The sequence below is a fragment of the Streptomyces sp. NPDC030840 genome, assembly GCF_055572015.1.
In genome coordinates this window covers 651,372-670,670 of the sequence record NZ_JBVIEE010000002.1, presented here as the reverse complement: position 1 = coordinate 670,670, position 19,299 = coordinate 651,372, and the positions used below count along the sequence as shown (strand labels likewise).

Sequence of the window (19,299 nt, the reverse complement as noted above, 5' to 3'; positions counted from 1 at the left end):
TCCTCAGGGTCATCCGGCCGACGTGGCGCCGACGTTGTTCTTCAGTTCCAGCACCAGTTGGGGGGTGAGAGCGGCCCCGGCCCGGTTGGCGAAGAGAGCCATCTCGTAGGCGATGGTGCCGAGCTTCGCCTCCTTGGACGTGACCACTCCCAGTACGGCGCCGCTGCCTATGGCCGACACGAGCACATGGCCGCCCTCCATGTCGATGATGACTTTGTTGAGGCTGCCCAGGCCGTAGTTGCCGGAGGCGCCCGCGGCCAGACTCGTGAGGCCGGAGACGATCGCCGCGAGCCGCTCGGAGTCGGCCTGGTCGCGCAGTTGGGTGACCGCGATCAGCAGGCCGTCGGACGACACCGCGATGGCGTCGACGACCCCGGCGGTCTTGGTGGCGAACCGGTCGAGCAGCCAGGTGAAGTCGGCCGCCGCGGCTCGCAGGTCGGTGGGTTCCGTCTGCTCGGGACGGCTGTCACCTGTCGACGTGGTCACTGGCCCGGCTCCTTCTGGGATTGCTGTTCTGACGATGGCGACCGGTCCTCCTCAGGACCCGGCTGGGGCATGCTGCTGTCCCGCTCCGCCCTGCGGAAGGCGTCCTCGAACTCGTCGACTTCCGCACGGACCGCCTGGGCGTCGACGGGCCGCAGCACCGTGGGGATCGCCCGGTCGGCCGGAGGTGTGGTCATGGCGAGCGTGGCGCCCCGGACCCGCCGCCGCAGTGGAGTGCGCGACTCCTTCGCGGGTTCGTCGGATCCGGCGCCGAGCCCCGTTCTCGTACGGCGGGGCAGGTGGCCCTCCGGCGACGGGACCACCGGCCGGCGTTGCAGGACGGACGCGGTGGCGGCGGGCATCGGCAGGAGGGCGCCGGGCTCCCGCTCGGACGTGGCCGGGACGGTGGCCGGCCCGTCGGCCGGAACGGTCGCCGGTGCGCCGGCCGGGTCAGGCCCGGAGGGTGGTGTGGCGAACACGGGGCTCATCGTCAGCAGGAGTGTCGAGGGGATCCAGACCGTACTGGTGACGCCGCCACCGGGTGTGCGGCTCAGGGCCACCCGTATGCCCCAGCGCCGGGCGAGGGCTCCGACCACGAAGAGACCGAGGACCTTCGTCGGCACCAGGTCGAGGCGTTCCCGGCGGACCAGCCGGGCGTTCTCCTCGGTGAGGCGCTCCGCGCTCATGCCCAGGCCGTGGTCGATGACCTCGATCAGAGCCCCGCCGTCCGCGGTGACATCGGTGCCGGGCCGCACCGTCACCTCCACCGACGTGTCGGACGGCGAGAACTCGACCGCGTTCTCCAGCAGTTCGGCGAGCATCAACGTGAGGTCGTCGTGGATGTCGGGCGCGATGGTGACCTCCGTCTCCGACCGCAGTGACACCCGTTGGTACCCCTCGATCTGGCCGAGCGCGGCCCGGATGACATTGCCGAGGGTGGTGGGGCGGGCCTCCACGGCGGTCTCCCGGATACCGGCCAGCAGCATCAGGCTGTCGGCGTTGCGCTGCAGGCGCACGGCGATGTGGTCGATGCGGTAGAGCTGGTCCAGGAGGCCCGGATCGGTCTCCTCGCGCTCGACGGCGTCGATCAGCAGGAGCTGACGCGAGGTCAGGTTGCTCACCCGGCGCCCGACGTTGCCGAACATCTCGGCGACGTTGCGGCGGCTCTGCACCTGCCGCTCCAGCAGTTGGGCGGCTGCCGACTGCACCTGGTTGAACGCCTCGGCCAACTCGCCGATCTCGTCGCGGACCGGGACCGGGATGGGCCGTGTCCGCAGCGGAGCGCCGTCGGCGGCGTCGTCGTCCGCGACCCGTGCGAGTTCCTCACCCGCGACCTCGACGACCTGCTGCGCGGCACCGGTCAGGGCCGTCACCGGGCGCAGGACCGAACGCCGGACCAGGACGGAGAAGGCCATCCAGGCGGCGAAGCCCAGCACGAGCAGACCCACCATGAGCAGGGCCCTGCGCAGGGCACTGGCGGACGCGGCGTCGGCACGGGCGGCGATCTGCTCGGTCAACGACCCGGTGATCTCCAGGCGGGTCGCGGCCTGCTTGGTCGCGGTGGTGATCCCCTCGCGCAGCTGCGCCGGAGTCCGGCCCTGCAGCGACGCCGGATCGATCTGGAGCTCCGCGAACTGCGACTCGATGCCGTTCTGCTCGGCAGCGCGCTCGATGCCGCCGAGGAGCATGACCTGTTGCCGCGTGGCGATCCGCTCGAAACGGGCAGCGTGCTGCTCGTACAGCTCGTGGGCGCCGGCCGCCCGCGTGTACTCGGTGAGCGCGTTGGCATCACGGCTCTGCGCGGAGAAGACCGCACTCTCGAATGCCGCGTGCGCGGCGTCGGCGCGCAGGACCGTGTCGAGCAGGGTGATGACCGACGAGGACGAGCTGCCGGAGAAGCGGTCGAGCCCGATGCCGTCGATCAGGTAGTCGACCGCCGCGGCGTAGGCGGGGTCGATGTCGGCCGCGGGAACGTATCCCCTTTCCAGCTTGTCGCGCAGGACGGCCAGATCCCGGAGGTAGTCCAGGCCCCGCTCCTCATCCTTCGGCAGGCTCGAACCGAACGCCGAGCGCACGGCGGTGATCTGCGCGTCCGTGGCCCGCTGCGCCTTGCGGTACTCGGTGGTCGACGGCTGGGCGGCTCCCGGGCGGGCCGAGTCGTACCGCACGGACAGCACGAGTGCCAGCCGGTGCTCGGCCTGCACCTCGTTGATCAGCCGCGTGACCTGCTTGCTGTCGCGCACCAGCGCCGCGATCCGGTCGGCCTCCTGGGCCTGTTCCACCTGGTCGCCGACGCCGACGCCGAGCAGTGCGCCGACGACCACGACCGGTGCGATCACCAGGGTGTTGAGCTTGCGCCGGAACGGCCATCGGTCGAGGAGGGTCGCGGCCCGCCGCCGCCACAGGGGCGAAGGGCCCGCGGGTTCAGGCGGCGGTTGTGCGAGTGATGGGTCCACGGTGTTCGCGGGCACCCGGCCTCCTTCGACGGCTCGTGAGCGGCGACCGGCTGTCCTTGCCTCCGGACCGCGCCAACACCGGAGAGCGGACATGGCACCGGCCAGGTGCGCCCCGCAAGCAGTGAGAACATTCGGCCACTTGTCCGGAACTGGCCGTGTGAGAGTACCGCCTGCACGAGCGTTGACAAGGGGGCACTTGAACAACGGTTGATTACAAATCCCGTCTTTCGTCCGTCGCCGCGCGTAGATACCGCGTGCACCGTCCGTTGCCGACAGCCTCTCTCGGCACCTGCTACATTCCCACCCCAGCACGCCCGGGTTGCGACCCCGGTCGCCCTGACGCCGGGCCGTGCGCCGGGACCGTCGCCACCCGAGACCCGTCCCTCTCCTCCCCCACGCAAGCCCCCGTACCTCTCGCGCCCTGTGAGGAGACCCCGTGCACCACACCCGCAAGGCCGCCGTGGCGGCCGCCGCGCTGCTGGCGCTGACCGCCACCGCGATGGCCGGCTGCGAGGGCGGTTCCAGCGGCACCGCGTCCAGCGCCGGTTCCCCCGAGTCGTCCGCGGAGCCCGGCTGCCCCACCGTCCTCGCCAAGGCGAAGCGGGTCGTCAAGAAGGCGGAGGACGTCAACGCCCCCTGGAGCGGCCCCACCACCGGCCCCAGGGCCGTCCCCGACAGGACCGTCGTCTACATCGCCCAGACCCTGACGAACCCCGGTGTCGCCGGCGTGGCCCAGGGGGTCCGGGAAGCAGCGCAGGTCATCGGCTGGGACGTGCACACCATCAACGGACAGGGCACGCCCGCCGGCATCCGTGAGGCCTTCGACGAGGCGCTCGCGCTCAAACCCTCCGGGATCGTCATCGGAGGCTTCGACCCGAAGTCCACCGCCCGCCAGGTCGAGCGGGCCCGGCTCGCCGGAATCCCGCTGATCGGCTGGCACGCCGTCGCCGCCCCCGGCCCCAGCGAGGACCCCGAGCTCTTCAGCAACATCACCACCAGGGTCGAGGACGTCGCGAAGATCAGTGCCGACTGGATCATCGCCCGGTCGGAGGGCCGCGCGGGCGTCGTCCTGTTCACCGACGCGTCCATACCCTTCGCCAAGCGCAAGTCCGACCTGATCAAGAAGGAACTCGCCACCTGCTCCGACATCCGTCTGCTCAGCTACGAGGACATCCCCATCCCCCAGGCCAACAGCCGCACCATCAAGGCGGTCTCCTCCCTCCTGTCCCGCTTCCGCGGCAAGTGGACCTACTCCGCCGCCATCAACGACCTGTACTTCGACCACGCCGCCGCGGCCCTGCGCGCCAACGGCAAGGACGGGGACGGCGCCCCGTACAACATCGGCGCCGGCGACGGCGACCCGTCGGCCTTCGAGCGCATCAACGGCAGACAGTTCCAGGCGGCCACCGTCCCCGAGCCGCTGTCCGAGCAGGGGTGGCAGATCATCGACGAGTTCAACCGTGCCTTCGCCGGAAAGCCGGCCAGCGGATACGTCGCGCCCGTCCACATCAGCACCGCCGCCAACAGTGGCGGCGCGCTGTCCTGGGACGCCGAGGGCTACCGCGAGGCCTACCGCACGATCTGGAACAAGTAGCCGCACCGACTGCCGGCGGGGCCTGGTCGGGTTCGGCCGGCGGTGCGGGCCGGCCATGGCCGGCCCGCCGGTCTCACGGACCTCCAGCTGAGGCCTGGGCGAACCGGGCCTCAAGCCGCGCCGGGCCGGGTTCCTCAGACACGGGCGCCTCCTCCCGGGTGGTGCGTGGCCACGCCGATGTGGTCGATGCGCAGCTTGCGGTGGAAGGCGGGCACCGTTTCGGCCGCCCACGTGGAGTCGACGTCGAGCCGTACGTACCGGCAGCGCACCCCGAGACCGATGAAGCGGACGCCCTTCGCGCTCTCCAACACCCCTGCGGCTGTCGGCTCCTGACTCCATGCCACGCCGTCGTCGCTGACGGACACGCGGTAGTCCTTGATGCGGGCGGAGTCCTCCTTGCGGCCGAACGTCTCCCGGTTCTGCGTCGGCGACCACTCCCGCTGGTTGATCGCCAGGTACGCCAGGTGCCGCACTCTGCCCACGTCCAGCGTCACGGACACCGGAATCGTGTCGCCCGCGTCCCAGTACGTCGTGAAGTCGCCGTCGACCAGGTTCGCCGCGGGGTGACCGGACGCGGAGCTCGTCGCGGTCGCCGTGATCTCGGCGGGCGGGATCAGGCCGGTGCGGCGCGGTGCGGTGCGGATCTTCAGGACGGTGTCGTAGGCGTCCCAGCGCGTGATGCCCGAGACGGTGAGATACCCGTCCCGCTGCTCGAAGGCGAGCCGGCGCCCGGTGCGGAAGTCCTCGACGCGCCGCACCGTGTGGGCGTTGTCCCGGACCCTGACCGTGTCACCGGACGGGCGGGTGGTGATGTGCAGGTACTGCGTGGCCGGGTCGTCCCTGTCGACGGTGACCGTGACGAACCCGCCGTCGGGGATCCAGCCGGGCTGCAGCCCGCCGTACAGGTAGCCGCCGCCCTCCGTCCCCCCTAGCGAGCCCCACACACCGTCGAGCCATGTCTTCGCGGTGTTGTTGAACGCCTCGGTCCGCGCCGGGAACCGGCCGCCGTGCTGTGCCCCCTCGGCCACCAACGACCGTATGGACGCACCGCAGTTGGAGATGATGCGGCGCAAGGTGAGGGCCTCGTTGACCGCGTTGTCCGTGCCGTTGTACCACCAGCGTCCCGCGATCGTGAAGCAGCCCTCCGCCAGGCGCGGCAGCGGAGTCCAGGTGGCCGCCGCGTAGTCGTAGTCCGGCAGCATCCCGCTCTTCTGCTCATGGCTGACCATGTCCATGATCGGGGTGTCCTCGTTGTTGTTGCTGAGCGTCATCTCCGGACGCTCGCGGCGGATCCGCTCGTAGAGGCCGTTGCGTTCCCAGTACGCGTTGTCGTTGTCGATCCAGAACCCGGCGAGGTCCGGGTAGTCGGCCATGACCTCGACGAAGTTGTCGTAGGAGAACATGCCGAAGCCGTCGCGCGTCGTCAGGTCGACCGACTGGCCCTTGTAGGCGGAGTACGCGGCCGAGTCGAGGTACTCGAAGCCGGACTCGTCGTGCCACTGCGGGTCGTCCGTCATGTAGAGGACGACCTTGAGGCCCTTGGCCTTGGCGGCGGCGATCAGCTCGCCCAGGAAGTCGCGCCGGGTGCGGGGCGAGCCGGGGATGCGGGACGGCCAGGTGCGGGCATAGCCGAGCCTGGAGTGGAACGAGGCGAGGACCAGGTACGAGGCGTGCAGCTTGACCGCCTCGTCGACCCAGTAGCCGGCGTTCCAGCCGTCCCCGGTGACGCGCGCCTCCCACGCCTCGACGTCCGTGTACTCGGGGATGGTGCGCATGCCCCAGTGCAGGAACAGGCCGATGCGCGCGTCCCGCAGCCAGCCACGGCCTCGGTGGTGGGTGGGGGCCGCGGCGTACGCGGGGAGGGAGCCGAGGGCGCCGCCGAGGGTGACGGCGGCGGAGACGGCGACGGCGGAGGCGAGGAAGCCGCGTCGGTTCATCGCGGACATGGTGGTCACGACTCCTGGAGGTGTCGGGGACGGGTGGGCTTGGGCGGGTACGTGGCTCTGGGGCGTGTGGGCCAGGTCAGGACCGTGTACCGCATCCCCGCGTACCGGGCGGCGCCGGCCCAGGCCTCGGGGGCGTACAGGTCGGGGGCGAAGGGCAGAGCGGCGGCGGAGAACGGCGTGCGGCTGTGCGGCGTGCGGACCGTGCGGGGCCGGGACGAGCCCGTGGAGACGGTGCGTGCGGTGCGGTGCGTGCTGTGCGGGGCGAACTCTGCGCAAGCTTTCGCGACTTCGGCCGATTGGCCGTAACGTAAGAGAAACATCGGATGTCGTCAAGGACTCCCGCCGGTTGCCTCTGTGCCCCTTCGCTGTCTGAACTCGGAGGGGATCAAGGAGAGTTGCGTAGTGGCGAGGCGAAGGGTGCTGGCGCTGATCGCCGGCGAGACGGTGGTCTCCATGCCGACGGTCTCCAAGGTCCTGCATGGGAGTTCAGATGTATCGGCGGACACGCGGGAGCGGGTAGGGCGTCTGCTGCGGCAGTACGGCGGCTCGACGAGATGGCCGCCGTCACGGTGACCCGGCCGCGACGACGGGTACGGGCGCGCAGGTCGCCGTGAAGGTCCTGGACGACGCCATTGACAGGTGGGGAAAGCCTGCTTGGGTTCGCCGATACACCCGATGTCTCGAGGAGAGGATGCATCGGGACTGGAGGACGACGATGATCTCGCAGCCGGGCAAGCGCTCGCGAGCGCCGCACGTGCTGCGAGCTGTCACCCTGGGCGTCGTCACCGCACAGGCCGACCGCTCCATGGACGTCCGGCGCGCTCGCGGCACGCCACTCGCAGCCGGTCCCAGCGATCGCCGACCACCGCCACGCATCCGGGGGCCGCCGCACAGATGTCCCGTGGCGGAGCGGGGACGACGACTCAGGACCACGTTCGTGAAGGGTGGCGCACGTGAGTTCGTCCATCGGACTTGTCGTGCACGCAAGCCGCCGCGGGGTCTTCGAGGAGGCCGTCGAGCCGCTGTCCGGGATCTCGCTGAAGTGGGTCACCTACGGGCACGAGCAGGACATCCGGCCCCTCGTGCGGAGCCTCGTCGACGGGCACGCCCTGGACGGACTGCTGGTGGGCTCTTCCGCAGCGACAGCGTCTGCACACGCCTGGAGCGGGCTCCCCAGGCCCAACCGGTCAGCCCGATGACCAGCGCCACCGCGAACGGCCCTCCACGGCCCCGCAGATACCCGGCGAGGACGATGACCAGCGGCAGCCCGGGCAGGACGAGGAAGAAAGGCGGGGGCCGTTCACGGGCCGGGGACGGAAAACATGGGGCCGCCCCGGCCGGAAAGGCTTCCGGTCGGGGCGGCCGAGGCGCGGATCCGTGGTCCGCGGTGGTGCGTGCCGGTGGTGCCGGCGGATGCGTCAGGCGAGCGACGCCAGCGTCTCGTTCCAGGTCGCCGACGGGCGCATGACCGCCGCGGCCTTGGCCGGGTCGGGCTGGTAGTAGCCGCCGATGTCGGCCGGCTTGCCCTGGGCGGCGATCAGCTCGTCCACGATCGTCTGCTCGTTCGCGGTGAGCGTCTCGGCGAACGCGGCGAAGGCCTTGGCCAGGTCCGCGTCGTCGGTCTGCCTGGCCAGCTCCTGGGCCCAGTACAGGGACAGGTAGAAGTGGCTGCCGCGGTTGTCGATGCCGCCGACGCGACGGGTCGGGGACTTGTCCTCGTTGAGGAAGGTCGCCGTGGCGCGGTCGAGGGTGTCGGCCAGGACCTGCGCGCGGCTGTTCCCGGTGAGCTTGGCGTACTGCTCCAGGGACGGCACCAGGGCGAAGAACTCACCGAGGGAGTCCCAGCGCAGGTAGTTCTCCTTGACCAGCTGCTGGACGTGCTTCGGGGCGGAGCCGCCCGCGCCCGTCTCGAACAGGCCGCCGCCCGCCATCAGCGGGACGACCGACAGCATCTTGGCGCTGGTGCCCAGCTCCAGGATGGGGAACAGGTCGGTCAGGTAGTCGCGCAGCACGTTGCCGGTGACGGAGATGGTGTTCTCGCCGCGGCGGATGCGCTCCACGGACAGCTTGGTCGCCTCGACCGGGGACAGGATCTTGATCTCCAGGCCCTCGGTGTCGTGCTCCGGCAGGTACTGGTTGACCTTGGCGATCAGGTTGGCGTCGTGGGCGCGGGTCTCGTCCAGCCAGAAGACCGCCGGGTCGCCGGTGGCGCGGGCGCGGGTGACGGCCAGCTTCACCCAGTCGCGGATCGGGGCGTCCTTGGTCTGGCAGGCGCGGAAGATGTCACCTGCGGAGACGGTCTGCTCGATGACGGCGTCGCCGTTCTGGTCGACCAGGCGGACCGTGCCCGTGACGGGGATCTCGAAGGTCTTGTCGTGGCTGCCGTACTCCTCGGCCTTCTGCGCCATGAGGCCGACGTTCGGCACCGAGCCCATGGTGGACGGGTCGTAGGCGCCGTTGGCGCGGCAGTCGTCGATCACGGCCTGGTAGACGCCCGCGTAGCTGGAGTCCGGCAGGACCGCGAGGGTGTCGGCCTCCTGGCCGTCCGGGCCCCACATGTGGCCGGAGGTGCGGATCATGGCCGGCATGGAGGCGTCGACGATCACGTCGGACGGGACGTGCAGGTTGGTGATGCCCTTGTCCGAGTCGACCATCGCGAGCTCCGGGCCCTCGGCGAGCTCGGCGTCGAAGGAGGCCTTGATCTCGGCGCCCTCGGGGAGCGACTCCAGGCCCTTGTAGATGCCGCCGAGGCCGTCGTTCGGGGTCAGGCCGGCCTTGGCGAGCACCTCGCCGTACTTCGCGAACGTCTTCGGGAAGAAGGCGCGCACCACGTGACCGAAGACGATCGGGTCGGAGACCTTCATCATCGTGGCCTTCAGGTGCACGGAGAACAGCACGCCCTCAGCCTTGGCCCGGGCGACCTGCGCGGTCAGGAACTCGCGCAGCGCGGCGACGCGCATCACGGAGGCGTCGACGACCTCGCCGGCCAGCACCGGTACGGACTCACGCAGAACCGTGGTGGAGCCGTCGTCACCCTTGAGCTCGATGCGCAGGGTGCCGTCCTCGGGGATCACCACGGACTTCTCGGTGGAGCGGAAGTCGTCCACGCCCATGGTGGCGACGTTCGTCTTCGACTCCGGGCTCCAGGCGCCCATGCGGTGCGGGTGGGACTTGGCGTAGTTCTTCACCGAGGCCGGGGCGCGGCGGTCGGAGTTGCCCTCACGCAGGACCGGGTTCACGGCGGAGCCCTTGACCTTGTCGTAGCGGGCGCGGATCTCGCGCTCCTCGTCGGTCTTCGGGTCGTCCGGATAGTCCGGCAGCGCGTAGCCCTGGCCCTGGAGTTCGGCGATCGCGGCCTTCAGCTGCGGGATCGAGGCCGAGATGTTGGGCAGCTTGATGATGTTCGCCTCGGGGGTCTTGGCGAGCTCGCCCAGCTCCGCGAGGGCGTCCGGGATGCGCTGGCCCTCTTCGAGGTACTCGGGGAAGACGGCGATGATGCGCCCGGCCAGCGAGATGTCACGGGTCTCGACGGCGACTCCGGCCTGGCCGGCGTACGCCTGGATCACCGGCAGGAAGGAGTAGGTCGCCAGGGCGGGCGCCTCGTCAGTGTGCGTGTAGATGATGGTCGAGTCAGTCACCGGTGCTCCGCTCCACGTCTGCAACATTGCTCGACATCAAGATATCTCGTGGCGGACCTGGTCTCGACAGGGGTGCGGTATCTCTGGGGACGAGGGTGGGGCGGGGGCCGGCCTGGAGGGTTGTCGCCCCCGCCGCCCCTACCCGTCCCATCCCTGGGGGCTGCGCCCCCAGACCCCCGCTGTCGGCCTTCGGCCTCGTCCTCATACGCCGGACGGGCTGCAAATCAAAGCCCCGGCCGGCGAAGAATCCAGCCCCTCCGGCGTTTGAGGAGCGGGTCCGGGGTCGGTCCCCGGGAACAGGGTGCGGGGGCTGGGCCCCGAGAAGGGGGTTCGGGGGTCGGTCCCCGAGAACAGGGTTCGGGGTCGGTCCCCGAGAAGGGGGTTCGGGGGTCGGTCCCCGAGAACAGGGTTCGGGGTCGGTCCCCGAGAACAGGGTTCGGGGTCGGTCCCCGAGAAGGGGGTCCGGGGTCGGTCCCCGAGAAGGGGGTCCGGGGTCGGTCCCCGAGAACAGGGTGCGGGGGCTGGCCCCCGAGAACGGGGTCCGGGGGTCGGCCCCCGAGAACAGGGTTCGGGGGTCGGTCGCCGGGAACGGGGTCCGGGGGCTGGCCCCCGAGAACAGGGTTCGGGGGTCGGTCGCCGGGAACGGGGTCCGGGGGCTGGCCCCCGAGAACAGGGTTCGGGGGTCGGCCCCCGAGAACAGGGTGCGGGGGCTGGTCCCCGAGAACGGGGTCCGGGGCGGAGCCCCGGCGGGGTCGAAGGGGCAGCGCCCCTGGGGACGGGACGGGTAGGGGCGGCGGGGGCGAGGAGGAACCGCGCAACCCCTACGGCGCCACCTCGCTCACCTCCGCCGTCACCGCATCCCGCTGGTGGGGAATCCCCACCGCACCCGGCTGCTGGACCGTTACCGTGCGCCGCGGAGCCGGAATGCGGATGCCCTCCGTCTGGTACCGCTTGTGCAGCCGCTTGATGAACTCGTGCTTGATCCGGTACTGGTCGCTGAACTCGCCCACACCCAGGATGACCGTCATGCCGATGCGCGAGTCACCGAAGGTGTGGAAGCGGACGGCCGGCTCGTGGTCGGGCACGGCCCCGGAGATCTCCGTCATCACCTCGGCCACGACCTCCTCGGTCACCCGCTCCACGTGCTCCAGGTCGCTGTCGTACCCCACTCCCACCTGGACGAGGAGGGTCATCTCCTCCTCGGGCCGGTTGAAGTTGGTCATGTTCGTGCCGGCCAGCTGACCGTTGGGGATGATGACCAGGTTGTTGGAGAGCTCCTTGATCGTCGTCTGACGCCAGTTGATGTCGGTGACGTAGCCCTCCTCGCCACTGCTCAGCCGGATGTAGTCACCGGGCTGCACCGTCTTCGAGGCCAGGATGTGGATCCCCGCGAACAGGTTCGCGAGGGTGTCCTGCAGCGCCAGCGCCACCGCGAGACCGCCCACACCCAGAGCGGTCACCAGCGGGGCTATGGGAATGCCCAGCGTCTGGAGCACCACGAGGAAGCCGATGGCCAGCACCACGACCCGCGTGATGTTGACGAAGATCGTGGCCGATCCCGCGACCCCGGAACGGGACTGCGTGAGCGTGTGCACCAGCCCGGCGATCAGGCGGGCCGAGGTGATCGTCACCACGAAGATCAGCAGCACGGTCAGCGCCTGGTTGACGTTGTGCCCGACCGTCCGGGTCAGCGGAAGCACCGCCGCCGCGGCCGCCGCGCCACCGACGATCGCCCCCCAGGGCACCAGCGCGCGCAGCGCGTCGACGATGACGTCGTCACCGTTCCAGCGCGTGCGCGTCGCGTGCCTGCCGAGCCACCGCAGCAGCATGCGCAGCAGGAACGCCAGCAACAGGCCCGCGGCCAGGGCCACTCCGGCCATCACGAGGTCGTCGAGCGTGAGGTCCCGGTTCATCGGTCGCCTCCCGAAGGACGCGGGGAACGGCCCACGGGCCGGATGTGATGTGTCGTCACCTTGCCACCTGCTCGAATTCCGGTCTGCACGATCACGCCCGGATGTGTGTACGAAGGCGGGCGCGACCGCTCATCCTGCCCCATGCGGGTGGCCATCCGTCACAAGACCTGCGCTAACCGGCCACTGACGTCGTACGTGTATCTCGCATCAGTACTCATCGCGGCGTACGAGGGCATACGGTCCCGCGGCGCGGCCCGGGATTCCCGCGGTCCCGGCCCCGCCCGTGCCCGCCGACGGCCCCGCGCGCACCGTTCAGATCACCTTCAGGCGGACGAGCGCCCCCAGCGTCAACGCCCCCGGCAGCAGCGGCAGCCACACCGTGATGATCCGGAACGCCAGCACCACCGCCGTCGCCACGGCCACCGGACCACCGGCAGCCACCAGCGCGATCACCAGCGCTGCCTCCACGGAGCCGATGCCGCCCGGCGTGGGGATCAGCGCGACCGCGACCGTGGCGGCGAGATACGCGACGACCATGTGGGCCACCGGCACGTCGAGGCCCAACGCCAGCCCCACGGTGGTCAGTACGGCGGCCTGGAGCAGGGGGAAGGAGAGCGAGCCGCCCCAGAGGGCGAGCACACGGGCCGGCCGGGTGTGCACCGAACGGGCCTCGGTGAGCGCCGTGCGCAGAAAGGTCACCGCGGCCGTACGTACCCGTGGTACGGCGGCCAGGACCGCCACCGCGACACAGAGCACGGCTCCCGCCGCCGGCACCAGGGGGCCGGCCGCCGCGTCCGGAAGCAGGGCGCCGAACCGGAGTGCGCCGGGGAACGCCAGCAGCAGGGCGAGCAGCAGGCCGACGCGGGCGATCGACTCGGCCAGCAGGTAGAGCGCGAGCGCGGCGGAGGAGCGGGCCACGGACACCCCGCACACCGTCATGAAGCGCAGGTTGACCGCCGTCGCGCCGAGGCCGGTGGGCAGCAGGTGGTTGGCCGCGCCCGCCGCGAACTGCGTGGCGAGCAGCCGGCGCGCGGGCAGCCGCTCGACGAGCGCGCCCTGCCGGGTGACCGCCGCCGCGACCCAGGTGAGGCAGGTCGCGCCCACGGCCGCCACGAGCCACGGCCACTGGGCCGTCCCCAGGTGCCCGAACCCCTCCACGAGCACGTCGCGGTGGCGTACGGCCACCACCAGGACGAGCACGAGCGGGAGAAGGCAGAGGATCTGGCGGAGAGGGATACGCGGGGCGCGGCCGGAGGTTCCGGAACGGCCCTGGGGGAGTCGTACCGCTGTCACGTTCGAAGAGGTTCTCCGCCGCGCGCCAACAGGGAGTTGCAGCAGAGGGGACAGCGGCTGACGCTCCGGACAAGGGGAGGCGGCGGACGCCGGGGGGAGGCCGACGGAAGCCGGTGGAAGGTCGATGGAAGCCGGAGGACGGCCGGCGGAGGCCCGGGGAAGGGCGGCGGAGGTGTGCGCGAGACCGGCCGGTACCCGCGGAAGGCCCGCGGAGTCCCGCGAAACGCGCTTGACCTCAAGGAAGCTTGAGGTTCTACCGTCGCCTCCATGAGCATGGAGACCACCGCCTGGACCCAGTTGCACAGCGTCATGAACGCGCAGGAGGGCAGACCTCTCGCCCGCGCGACGCTGCGCCGCATCGCCGCCTTCGCCCGCCCGCACCGTCCCCGGATCGCGCAGTTCGTCCTGCTGAGCGTGGTGACGGCCTTCCTCGCCGTCGCCACACCGGTGCTCGCGGGGCGCGTCGTGGACGCCATCGTGTCCGGACACGACCAGGGAGTCGTCGTACGCCTTGCCGTGCTCATCGCCCTCATCGCGCTCGCCGAGGCGGGCCTCGGCCTGCTCGGCCGGTGGCTGTCGGCGACGCTCGGCGAGAGCCTCATCCTGGATCTGCGCACGGCTGTGTTCGATCATGTGCAGCGCATGCCCGTAGCGTTCTTCACACGTACCCGTACGGGAGCGCTCGTCAGTCGTCTCAACAACGACGTGATGGGCGCGCAACGGGCGTTCAGCAACACCCTGTCCGGAGTGGTCGGCAACCTCGTGACCCTGCTGCTCACCCTCGCCGTGATGCTCACCCTGTCCTGGCAGGTCACGCTGCTCGCCCTCGTCCTGCTGCCGGTCTTCGTGGTGCCCGCCCGGCGCATGGGCCGCCGCATGGCCGCACTCCAGAGGGAGGCGGCGAACCACAACGCCGCGATGGGCACCCGCATGACCGAGCGCTTCTCCGCCCCCGGCGCCACCCTCGTCAAGCTCTTCGGACGCCCCGGCGACGAGTCCGCGGAGTTCGCGGCGCGGGCCCGGCGGGTGCGGGACATCGGAGTCCGGACCGCGATGGCGCAGTCGGCGTTCATCACCGCGCTCACCCTGGTGTCGGCCCTGGCCCTCGCCCTGGTCTACGGCCTCGGCGGCTGGCTCGCGCTGCGCGGCACCCTGGAAGCCGGCGCGGTGGTCTCCCTCGCCCTCCTGCTGACCCGCCTCTACGCGCCGCTCACCGCGCTCGCCGGGGCACGCGTCGAGATCATGAGCGCCCTGGTGAGCTTCGAGCGCGTCTTCGAGGTACTGGACCTCAGGCCGCTCATCGAGGAGAAGCCGGACGCCCGTGCGGTGCCGGACGGCCCGGTCGCCGTGGAGTTCGAGGACGTCCGCTTCGGCTACCCGTCCGCCGACAAGGTCTCCCTCGCCTCACTGGAGGAGGTCGCCTCCCTCGACACCCGGGGCGGCGCCGAGGTCCTGCACGGCATCTCGTTCCGCGCCGAACCCGGGCAGACCGTGGCACTCGTCGGCTCGTCCGGCGCGGGCAAGTCGACCATCGCGCAGCTCCTGCCCCGCCTGTACGACACCGACAGCGGCAGCGTCCGCATCGGCGGCGTCGACGTCCGCGACCTGACCGCCGCGTCGATGCGCCGGACCCTCGGCATGGTCACCCAGGACGGCCACCTGTTCCACGACTCGGTACGCGCCAACCTGCTCCTGGCCCGCCCCGACGCCACGGACGACGACCTGTGGGACGTCCTGCGCCGCGCCCGCCTCGACGCCCTCGTACGCTCCCTGCCCGACGGTCTGGACACGGTCGTCGGGGAGCGCGGCTACCGGCTCTCCGGCGGCGAACGCCAGCGCATGACCATCGCCCGCCTGCTGCTCGCCCGCCAGCGCGTCGTCATCCTCGACGAGGCCACCGCCCACCTGGACAACACCTCCGAGGCGGCGGTCCAGGAAGCCCTCGCCGAAGCCCTGGAGGGCCGGACCGCCGTGGTCATCGCGCACCGCCTGTCGACGGTACGGGCCGCCGACCTGATCCTCGTGATCGAGGCCGGTCGGATCGTGGAGCGCGGCACGCACGAGGAACTCCTCGCGGCGGGCGGCCGCTACGCGGAGCTGTACCGCACCCAGTTCGAGAAGCACGCGGGCGAGGCCGAGACGGGGGGCGGGACCGGGCCACGGCCGAGGGCGGGCGCGGACGGCGACCACCCGCCCGTCCCCGGGAGCCCCGCACCCGTCACGACGGCGATCACTCCCCGTGAGGAGGCCGCGGCGTAGACAGGGCACGAGGGGGCGGCGGCGCGGCGCGGTCGGCCGAGGAGGCCGGGCCGCGCCCCGACGCGGGCACGGTGCCGTCGTGCTGTCGCCTACGCGCCGTGCGCTTCCGCCTCGCCGTCCAGGGGCAGCCGGTAGACGGCGAAGGCACGCCGGATGACCGGCTGCGCCACGTTCCGCACCCGGACTCCGCCGTCCGTGATTCCGTGCTCGCTGCCCAGGTGGGCGTGACCGTGAACGGCGAGGTCGGCTCCCGCCTCGTCCACCGCCTCGGCGAGCAGATAACTGCCGAGGAACGGGTAGATCTCCAGCGGTTCCCCGACCAGCGTGTCCGGTACGGGGGAGAAGTGCGTGAGCGCGATACGGACGGCGCACCCGTCCCGGGCCAGCCCGTCGAGGGCGCGGCGCAGACCGTCCGCGCACCGGCGGCTGTGCCGGACGAAGGCCTTCATCTCCGGTTCGCCGAACTCGCCGCCGCTGCGCCCGGCGAAGCCGCCTCCGAACCCCTTGGTCCCGGCGACGCCCACCCGGACACCGCCGGCCTCGACCACGGTCCCCTCGCCCTCCAGGACGGTCACGCCCGCCGCCCGCAGCACGGCCGTCACGTCGTCGGGCCGCTCGGCGTGGTGGTCGTGGTTCCCGAGGACGGCGATGACGGGCACCGGCAGCCCCGCCACCTCGTCGGCGACGACCCGGGCCTCCTGTGGGGTGCCGCGCCGGGTGAGGTCCCCGGCGAGCAGCAGGAAGTCGGCGTGCTCCGGCAGGGTGTCGAACGCCGGGCGGAGGAGGCCCCGGCTGTCCGGCCCCATGTGGATGTCCCCGACGGCCGCGACCCGGATCACGACAGCTCCTCGGGATGGTCGGGGGCGGTAGCGTCCGCCAGGGCGATGTCGGCCCTGATGGTCATGCCCGGCAGTTCCTCCGCGGCGATACGCAGAACCGCCTCTCGCCGGCCGGCGGTGGGCGCGGTGCCGGTGATGTGCACGGTGTCGCCGTGGGCCTCGATCCGCATGCCGAGCTCGGCGAGTTCGTCCCGGGCGAGCCGCTCCTCCAGGTGGGCGATGCGGTACTCGACGCCGTGCGCCGGGGGCCCGGCCCCGGCGTCATGTCCCGTGCCGTGTCCTGCTGCCATGCCCGTGCTCCTCCGGCTCGATCACATGGAGGCGTTCCAGCAGATAGAGGAAGGCGGCCGGCATGGGGTCGGAGCCGCACTCGCGCCGGACCCGGTGCCAGTCGATCTTCTCCCGCAGGGTCCGGGCGATCGGCAGCACGGCCCCGAAGTCGCAGTAGTGCTCGGTGAACGCCTTGAGACGGCCGATCAGCAGGTCGGTCGCCGCCAGGACCGGCATCCGCACGGACTCGACCGACAGCTCCTCCGCCCTGTCCAGGAGCTCATGGCTCACCGGGGCATGGGCCAGCTGGAAGATCAAATCGACGTCCTGCCCCTCGGACCGGGACTTCAGCAGCCAGTCCTCCGGAGGCTCGAACACCTCCAGCCCCGCGGCGGCCAGTGTGGCGGTGACGGCCTCCGTGTCCTCGGGCAGCACGCAGAAGTCGACGTCGTGCTGGAGCGTCCCCGGGCCCCCGTGGGCGTACACGGCGACACCACCCGCCAGCGCGAACCTGTGTCCCCCGGCCTTGAGCAGCCCCGCGACCTCCTTCGCCGCTTCCAGGATGGCCGGCGTGCGGTTCGGGGGGAGCTCGTCGGCGGGTTCGGCCAGGTCACCCGGCGGACGGCCGTTCCGCCCCTTGACGAACGGGGTCTCCATGCCTCCCACCATAGTGCGATCAACGCCGACGGCCAGGCGGAACGGGCTGTACGAGGACACGGCCGCAGACGGCACCTAACGGCCGCGCGACCACGTCCGGTACGCGGCCACGGCCGTCGGCAGGGTGGGAAAGATCCGTTCGTCGCCGACGGCGTCCGCGAGGCCGTAGGCCTTCAGGTCGTCCAGCAGGTCCTGTTTGACGCGGGCGAGCGCGAAGACGATGCCGCGGCCGGTGAGTTCGCGGCGCAGGGCGTCGACGGCGTCGAGGGCCGTGATGTCGACCTCCACGTTCGCCTCGGTGTTCAGGACGAACCAGCGCACAGGGCCCTCCTGGTCGTCCACGGCCGCCAGGGCCCGGCGCCGGAAGTCCTCCGCGTTGGCGAAGAACAGCGGGGAGTCGTAGCGGTAGACCAGCAGGCCGGGGATCGTACGGGCCTCGGGATAGTCGTCGACGTCGTGCATGCCGGCCACGCCGGGAACCAGGCCCTCGACGGCGTCGTGCGGCCGGGCCACCCGTGTCAGCAGCTCCGCGATGGACAGACCCACGGCGACCAGCACCCCGTACAGGATGTCCAGAGCCAGCACCCCGGCGAGGCAGCCGAGTGCCAGCAGCAGTTCCCCGCGCCGGAAGGAGGCCAGCCGCCGGAAACCCGCCAGGTCGATCATGCGGACGGCCGCGTAGACGACGAGCGCCCCGAGCACGGCCGACGGGGTGCGGGACAGCAGCGGGCCGAGGAGGAGCAGCACGGCCAGGACGGCCGCGCCCGCGACGAGTGAGTACGCCTGGCTGTGCGCGCCCGCCGAGGAGGCCAGCGCGGTTCGGCTGGCGCTGCTGCTCACCGGGAAGCCGTGCAGTGCCCCCGCCCCGAGGTTGGCGGCGCCCAGCGCGAGGAACTCCTGAGAGGCGTCAAGGGCGGTCGCGTCCGCGTCCCGGCCGGCGAAGGCCCGTGCGGTCAGGATGAAGTCGGTGTACCCGACGAGCAGGACGCCCAGCGCGGGCAGCAGCAGCCGCGGCAGCTCGGTCAGGTCCGGCCGGGCGAGTCCGGGCAGGCCCGCCGCGATGTCGCCGACGACCCTGACGCCGTGCCGCTCGTCGAGTCCGAGGAGGACCACCACCGCCGTACCGAGCGCCACGGCCAGGAGCGGGGCGGGCACGGCGCGGACGTACCGGGCGGTGGCGAAGAGGAAGGCCAGCGCGACGGCGGAGAGGACGACGGTGGGCGGATGGACGTCGGGCAGGTTCCGGACGAAGGACCACAGCTGCGGGAAGAACGCGGAGCCCGTGCTGTCGGCGCCGGTGAGCTTGGGCAGCTGGTCCGCCGTCATGATCAGCGCCACACCCGCCAGATACCCGATGAGCACCGGCCGGGACAGCATGTCCGCGACGAAGCCGAGTCGCGCCGCCCACGCCACCAGGCACAGCAGCCCGACCACGACGGCGAGCGCGGCCGCCAGCGTCGCGTACCGGGACGGATCCCCGGCGGCCAGGGGAGCGACCACCGTCGCCGTCATCAGCGCGGTCGTCGACTCGGGGCCGACCGAGAGCAGCCGGGAGGAACCGAGCAGGGCGTACAGGGCGAGCGCGGGCAGGATCGCCCACAGCCCGGCGACCGGCGGCAGCCCGGCCACCGAGGCGTACGCCATCACCTGGGGCACGAGGTACGCGGCCACCGTCACCCCGGCAAGTACGTCACCCCTGAGCCACGAACGCCGGTAGCCGAGGAGCGTGCCGAACCCGGGGGCCAGGCGGCGCCACAGCGGTACGTGGCCGGCCGCGCTGCGGTCCATGAGTCTCCCTTCAGCACGTCGTCGCAGGATCCGACGACGCGGCCCCCAGCGTGACCGCGGCTGTCCGTGCGGGCCAGGGGTCGTTCGGCCCAGGGCGGGGACCTGCGACCCCTGCACCGCGAACCCCCGCGTCGCGGGGCGGAGCGCGGCAGCGGAGCACCAC

15 protein-coding genes are annotated in these 19,299 nt (G+C 71.7%); 4 read left to right on the top strand and 11 right to left on the bottom strand.

What is annotated here, in order from left to right; genetic code table 11:
- Window positions 1-9: 9 nt before the first annotated feature.
- Together ACZ49J_RS07020 and ACZ49J_RS07015 are read right to left on the bottom strand one after the other, a co-directional pair.
- Window positions 10-486, bottom strand: coding sequence for a roadblock/LC7 domain-containing protein (locus ACZ49J_RS07020; protein ID WP_467452215.1), 477 nt, complete (start codon window positions 484-486; stop codon window positions 10-12).
- Window positions 483-2,954: a sensor histidine kinase gene (locus ACZ49J_RS07015; RefSeq protein ID WP_467452213.1), complete on the bottom strand. Its 2,472-nt coding sequence runs from the start codon at window positions 2,952-2,954 to the stop codon at window positions 483-485. Before ACZ49J_RS07015 ends, ACZ49J_RS07020 begins: the two co-directional genes overlap by 4 nt.
- 421 nt (window positions 2,955-3,375) lie before the next feature.
- Between ACZ49J_RS07015 and ACZ49J_RS07010 the strand changes: the two genes are divergently transcribed.
- Window positions 3,376-4,533, top strand: a complete 1,158-nt coding sequence (locus tag ACZ49J_RS07010) for a substrate-binding domain-containing protein (protein WP_467452211.1) — start codon at window positions 3,376-3,378, stop codon at window positions 4,531-4,533.
- Between the two features lie 134 nt (window positions 4,534-4,667).
- On the opposite strand, the gene ACZ49J_RS07005 is transcribed toward ACZ49J_RS07010, so the two are convergent.
- Both ACZ49J_RS07005 and ACZ49J_RS07000 read right to left on the bottom strand, forming a co-directional pair.
- Window positions 4,668-6,479: an alpha-L-fucosidase gene (locus ACZ49J_RS07005; protein ID WP_467452284.1), complete on the bottom strand. Its 1,812-nt coding sequence runs from the start codon at window positions 6,477-6,479 to the stop codon at window positions 4,668-4,670.
- Between the two features lie 5 nt (window positions 6,480-6,484).
- Entirely contained in the window at window positions 6,485-6,799 is a 315-nt protein-coding gene (locus ACZ49J_RS07000) for a hypothetical protein (RefSeq protein WP_467452210.1), read from the bottom strand.
- An 82-nt stretch (window positions 6,800-6,881) separates the two neighbouring features.
- Here ACZ49J_RS07000 and ACZ49J_RS06995 point away from each other — a divergent pair, with 82 nt between their 5' ends.
- Both ACZ49J_RS06995 and ACZ49J_RS06990 read left to right on the top strand, forming a co-directional pair.
- Window positions 6,882-7,052 (top strand): LacI family DNA-binding transcriptional regulator, encoded by a 171-nt coding sequence (locus ACZ49J_RS06995; protein ID WP_467452209.1) that lies wholly within the window; start codon window positions 6,882-6,884, stop codon window positions 7,050-7,052.
- A gap of 380 nt (window positions 7,053-7,432) precedes the next feature.
- A complete protein-coding gene (locus ACZ49J_RS06990) occupies window positions 7,433-7,678 on the top strand; it encodes a hypothetical protein (RefSeq protein ID WP_467452207.1) in 246 nt (81 codons plus the stop codon).
- A gap of 219 nt (window positions 7,679-7,897) precedes the next feature.
- Here ACZ49J_RS06990 and ACZ49J_RS06985 read toward each other — a convergent pair whose 3' ends face one another.
- The 3 genes from ACZ49J_RS06985 to ACZ49J_RS06975 all read right to left on the bottom strand — a co-directional run bounded on the left by ACZ49J_RS06985 (window position 7,898) and on the right by ACZ49J_RS06975 (window position 13,323).
- The gene (locus ACZ49J_RS06985) at window positions 7,898-10,117 is read right to left on the bottom strand and encodes an NADP-dependent isocitrate dehydrogenase (protein ID WP_467452206.1); all 2,220 of its coding nucleotides are present in this window, start codon (window positions 10,115-10,117) and stop codon (window positions 7,898-7,900) included.
- Between the two features lie 821 nt (window positions 10,118-10,938).
- Window positions 10,939-12,030 (bottom strand): mechanosensitive ion channel family protein, encoded by a 1,092-nt coding sequence (locus tag ACZ49J_RS06980; protein WP_467452205.1) that lies wholly within the window; start codon window positions 12,028-12,030, stop codon window positions 10,939-10,941.
- A 312-nt stretch (window positions 12,031-12,342) separates the two neighbouring features.
- Window positions 12,343-13,323, bottom strand: coding sequence for a lysylphosphatidylglycerol synthase transmembrane domain-containing protein (locus ACZ49J_RS06975; protein WP_467452203.1), 981 nt, complete (start codon window positions 13,321-13,323; stop codon window positions 12,343-12,345).
- Window positions 13,324-13,596: 273 nt separating this feature from the next.
- Here ACZ49J_RS06975 and ACZ49J_RS06970 point away from each other — a divergent pair, with 273 nt between their 5' ends.
- Entirely contained in the window at window positions 13,597-15,582 is a 1,986-nt protein-coding gene (locus ACZ49J_RS06970) for an ABC transporter ATP-binding protein (protein WP_467452282.1), read from the top strand.
- Window positions 15,583-15,671: 89 nt separating this feature from the next.
- On the opposite strand, the gene ACZ49J_RS06965 is transcribed toward ACZ49J_RS06970, so the two are convergent.
- The 4 genes from ACZ49J_RS06965 to ACZ49J_RS06950 all read right to left on the bottom strand — a co-directional run bounded on the left by ACZ49J_RS06965 (window position 15,672) and on the right by ACZ49J_RS06950 (window position 19,136).
- Complete coding sequence (locus ACZ49J_RS06965; RefSeq protein WP_467452202.1) at window positions 15,672-16,421, bottom strand: metallophosphoesterase family protein; 750 nt, start codon at window positions 16,419-16,421, stop codon at window positions 15,672-15,674.
- On the bottom strand, window positions 16,418-16,711 hold the full coding sequence (locus ACZ49J_RS06960) for a hypothetical protein (RefSeq protein ID WP_467452201.1): 294 nt from the start codon (window positions 16,709-16,711) through the stop codon (window positions 16,418-16,420). Before ACZ49J_RS06960 ends, ACZ49J_RS06965 begins: the two co-directional genes overlap by 4 nt.
- Window positions 16,683-17,348 carry a nucleotidyltransferase family protein gene (locus ACZ49J_RS06955; RefSeq protein ID WP_467452199.1) on the bottom strand — a complete coding sequence of 222 codons (666 nt, stop codon included), beginning with the start codon at window positions 17,346-17,348 and terminating at the stop codon, window positions 16,683-16,685. The genes ACZ49J_RS06960 and ACZ49J_RS06955 overlap by 29 nt, the downstream gene beginning before the upstream one ends.
- Window positions 17,349-17,423: 75 nt before the next feature.
- The gene (locus ACZ49J_RS06950; protein WP_467452198.1) at window positions 17,424-19,136 is read right to left on the bottom strand and encodes a SulP family inorganic anion transporter; all 1,713 of its coding nucleotides are present in this window, start codon (window positions 19,134-19,136) and stop codon (window positions 17,424-17,426) included.
- Window positions 19,137-19,299 lie beyond the last annotated feature (163 nt).

What these genes read in the sequence shown, in the direction of transcription:
- ACZ49J_RS07005 (WP_467452284.1), bottom strand. Translation starts at nt 6,479, where the DNA reads ATGTCCGCGATGAACCGACGCGGCTTCCTCGCCTCCGCCGTCGCCGTC.
- ACZ49J_RS07000 (WP_467452210.1), bottom strand. Translation starts at nt 6,799, where the DNA reads ATGTTTCTCTTACGTTACGGCCAATCGGCCGAAGTCGCGAAAGCTTGC.
- ACZ49J_RS06980 (WP_467452205.1), bottom strand. Translation starts at nt 12,030, where the DNA reads ATGAACCGGGACCTCACGCTCGACGACCTCGTGATGGCCGGAGTGGCC.
- ACZ49J_RS06970 (WP_467452282.1), top strand. Translation starts at nt 13,597, where the DNA reads ATGGAGACCACCGCCTGGACCCAGTTGCACAGCGTCATGAACGCGCAG.
- ACZ49J_RS06960 (WP_467452201.1), bottom strand. Translation starts at nt 16,711, where the DNA reads ATGGCAGCAGGACACGGCACGGGACATGACGCCGGGGCCGGGCCCCCG.
- ACZ49J_RS06955 (WP_467452199.1), bottom strand. Translation starts at nt 17,348, where the DNA reads ATGGAGACCCCGTTCGTCAAGGGGCGGAACGGCCGTCCGCCGGGTGAC.
- ACZ49J_RS06950 (WP_467452198.1), bottom strand. Translation starts at nt 19,136, where the DNA reads ATGGACCGCAGCGCGGCCGGCCACGTACCGCTGTGGCGCCGCCTGGCC.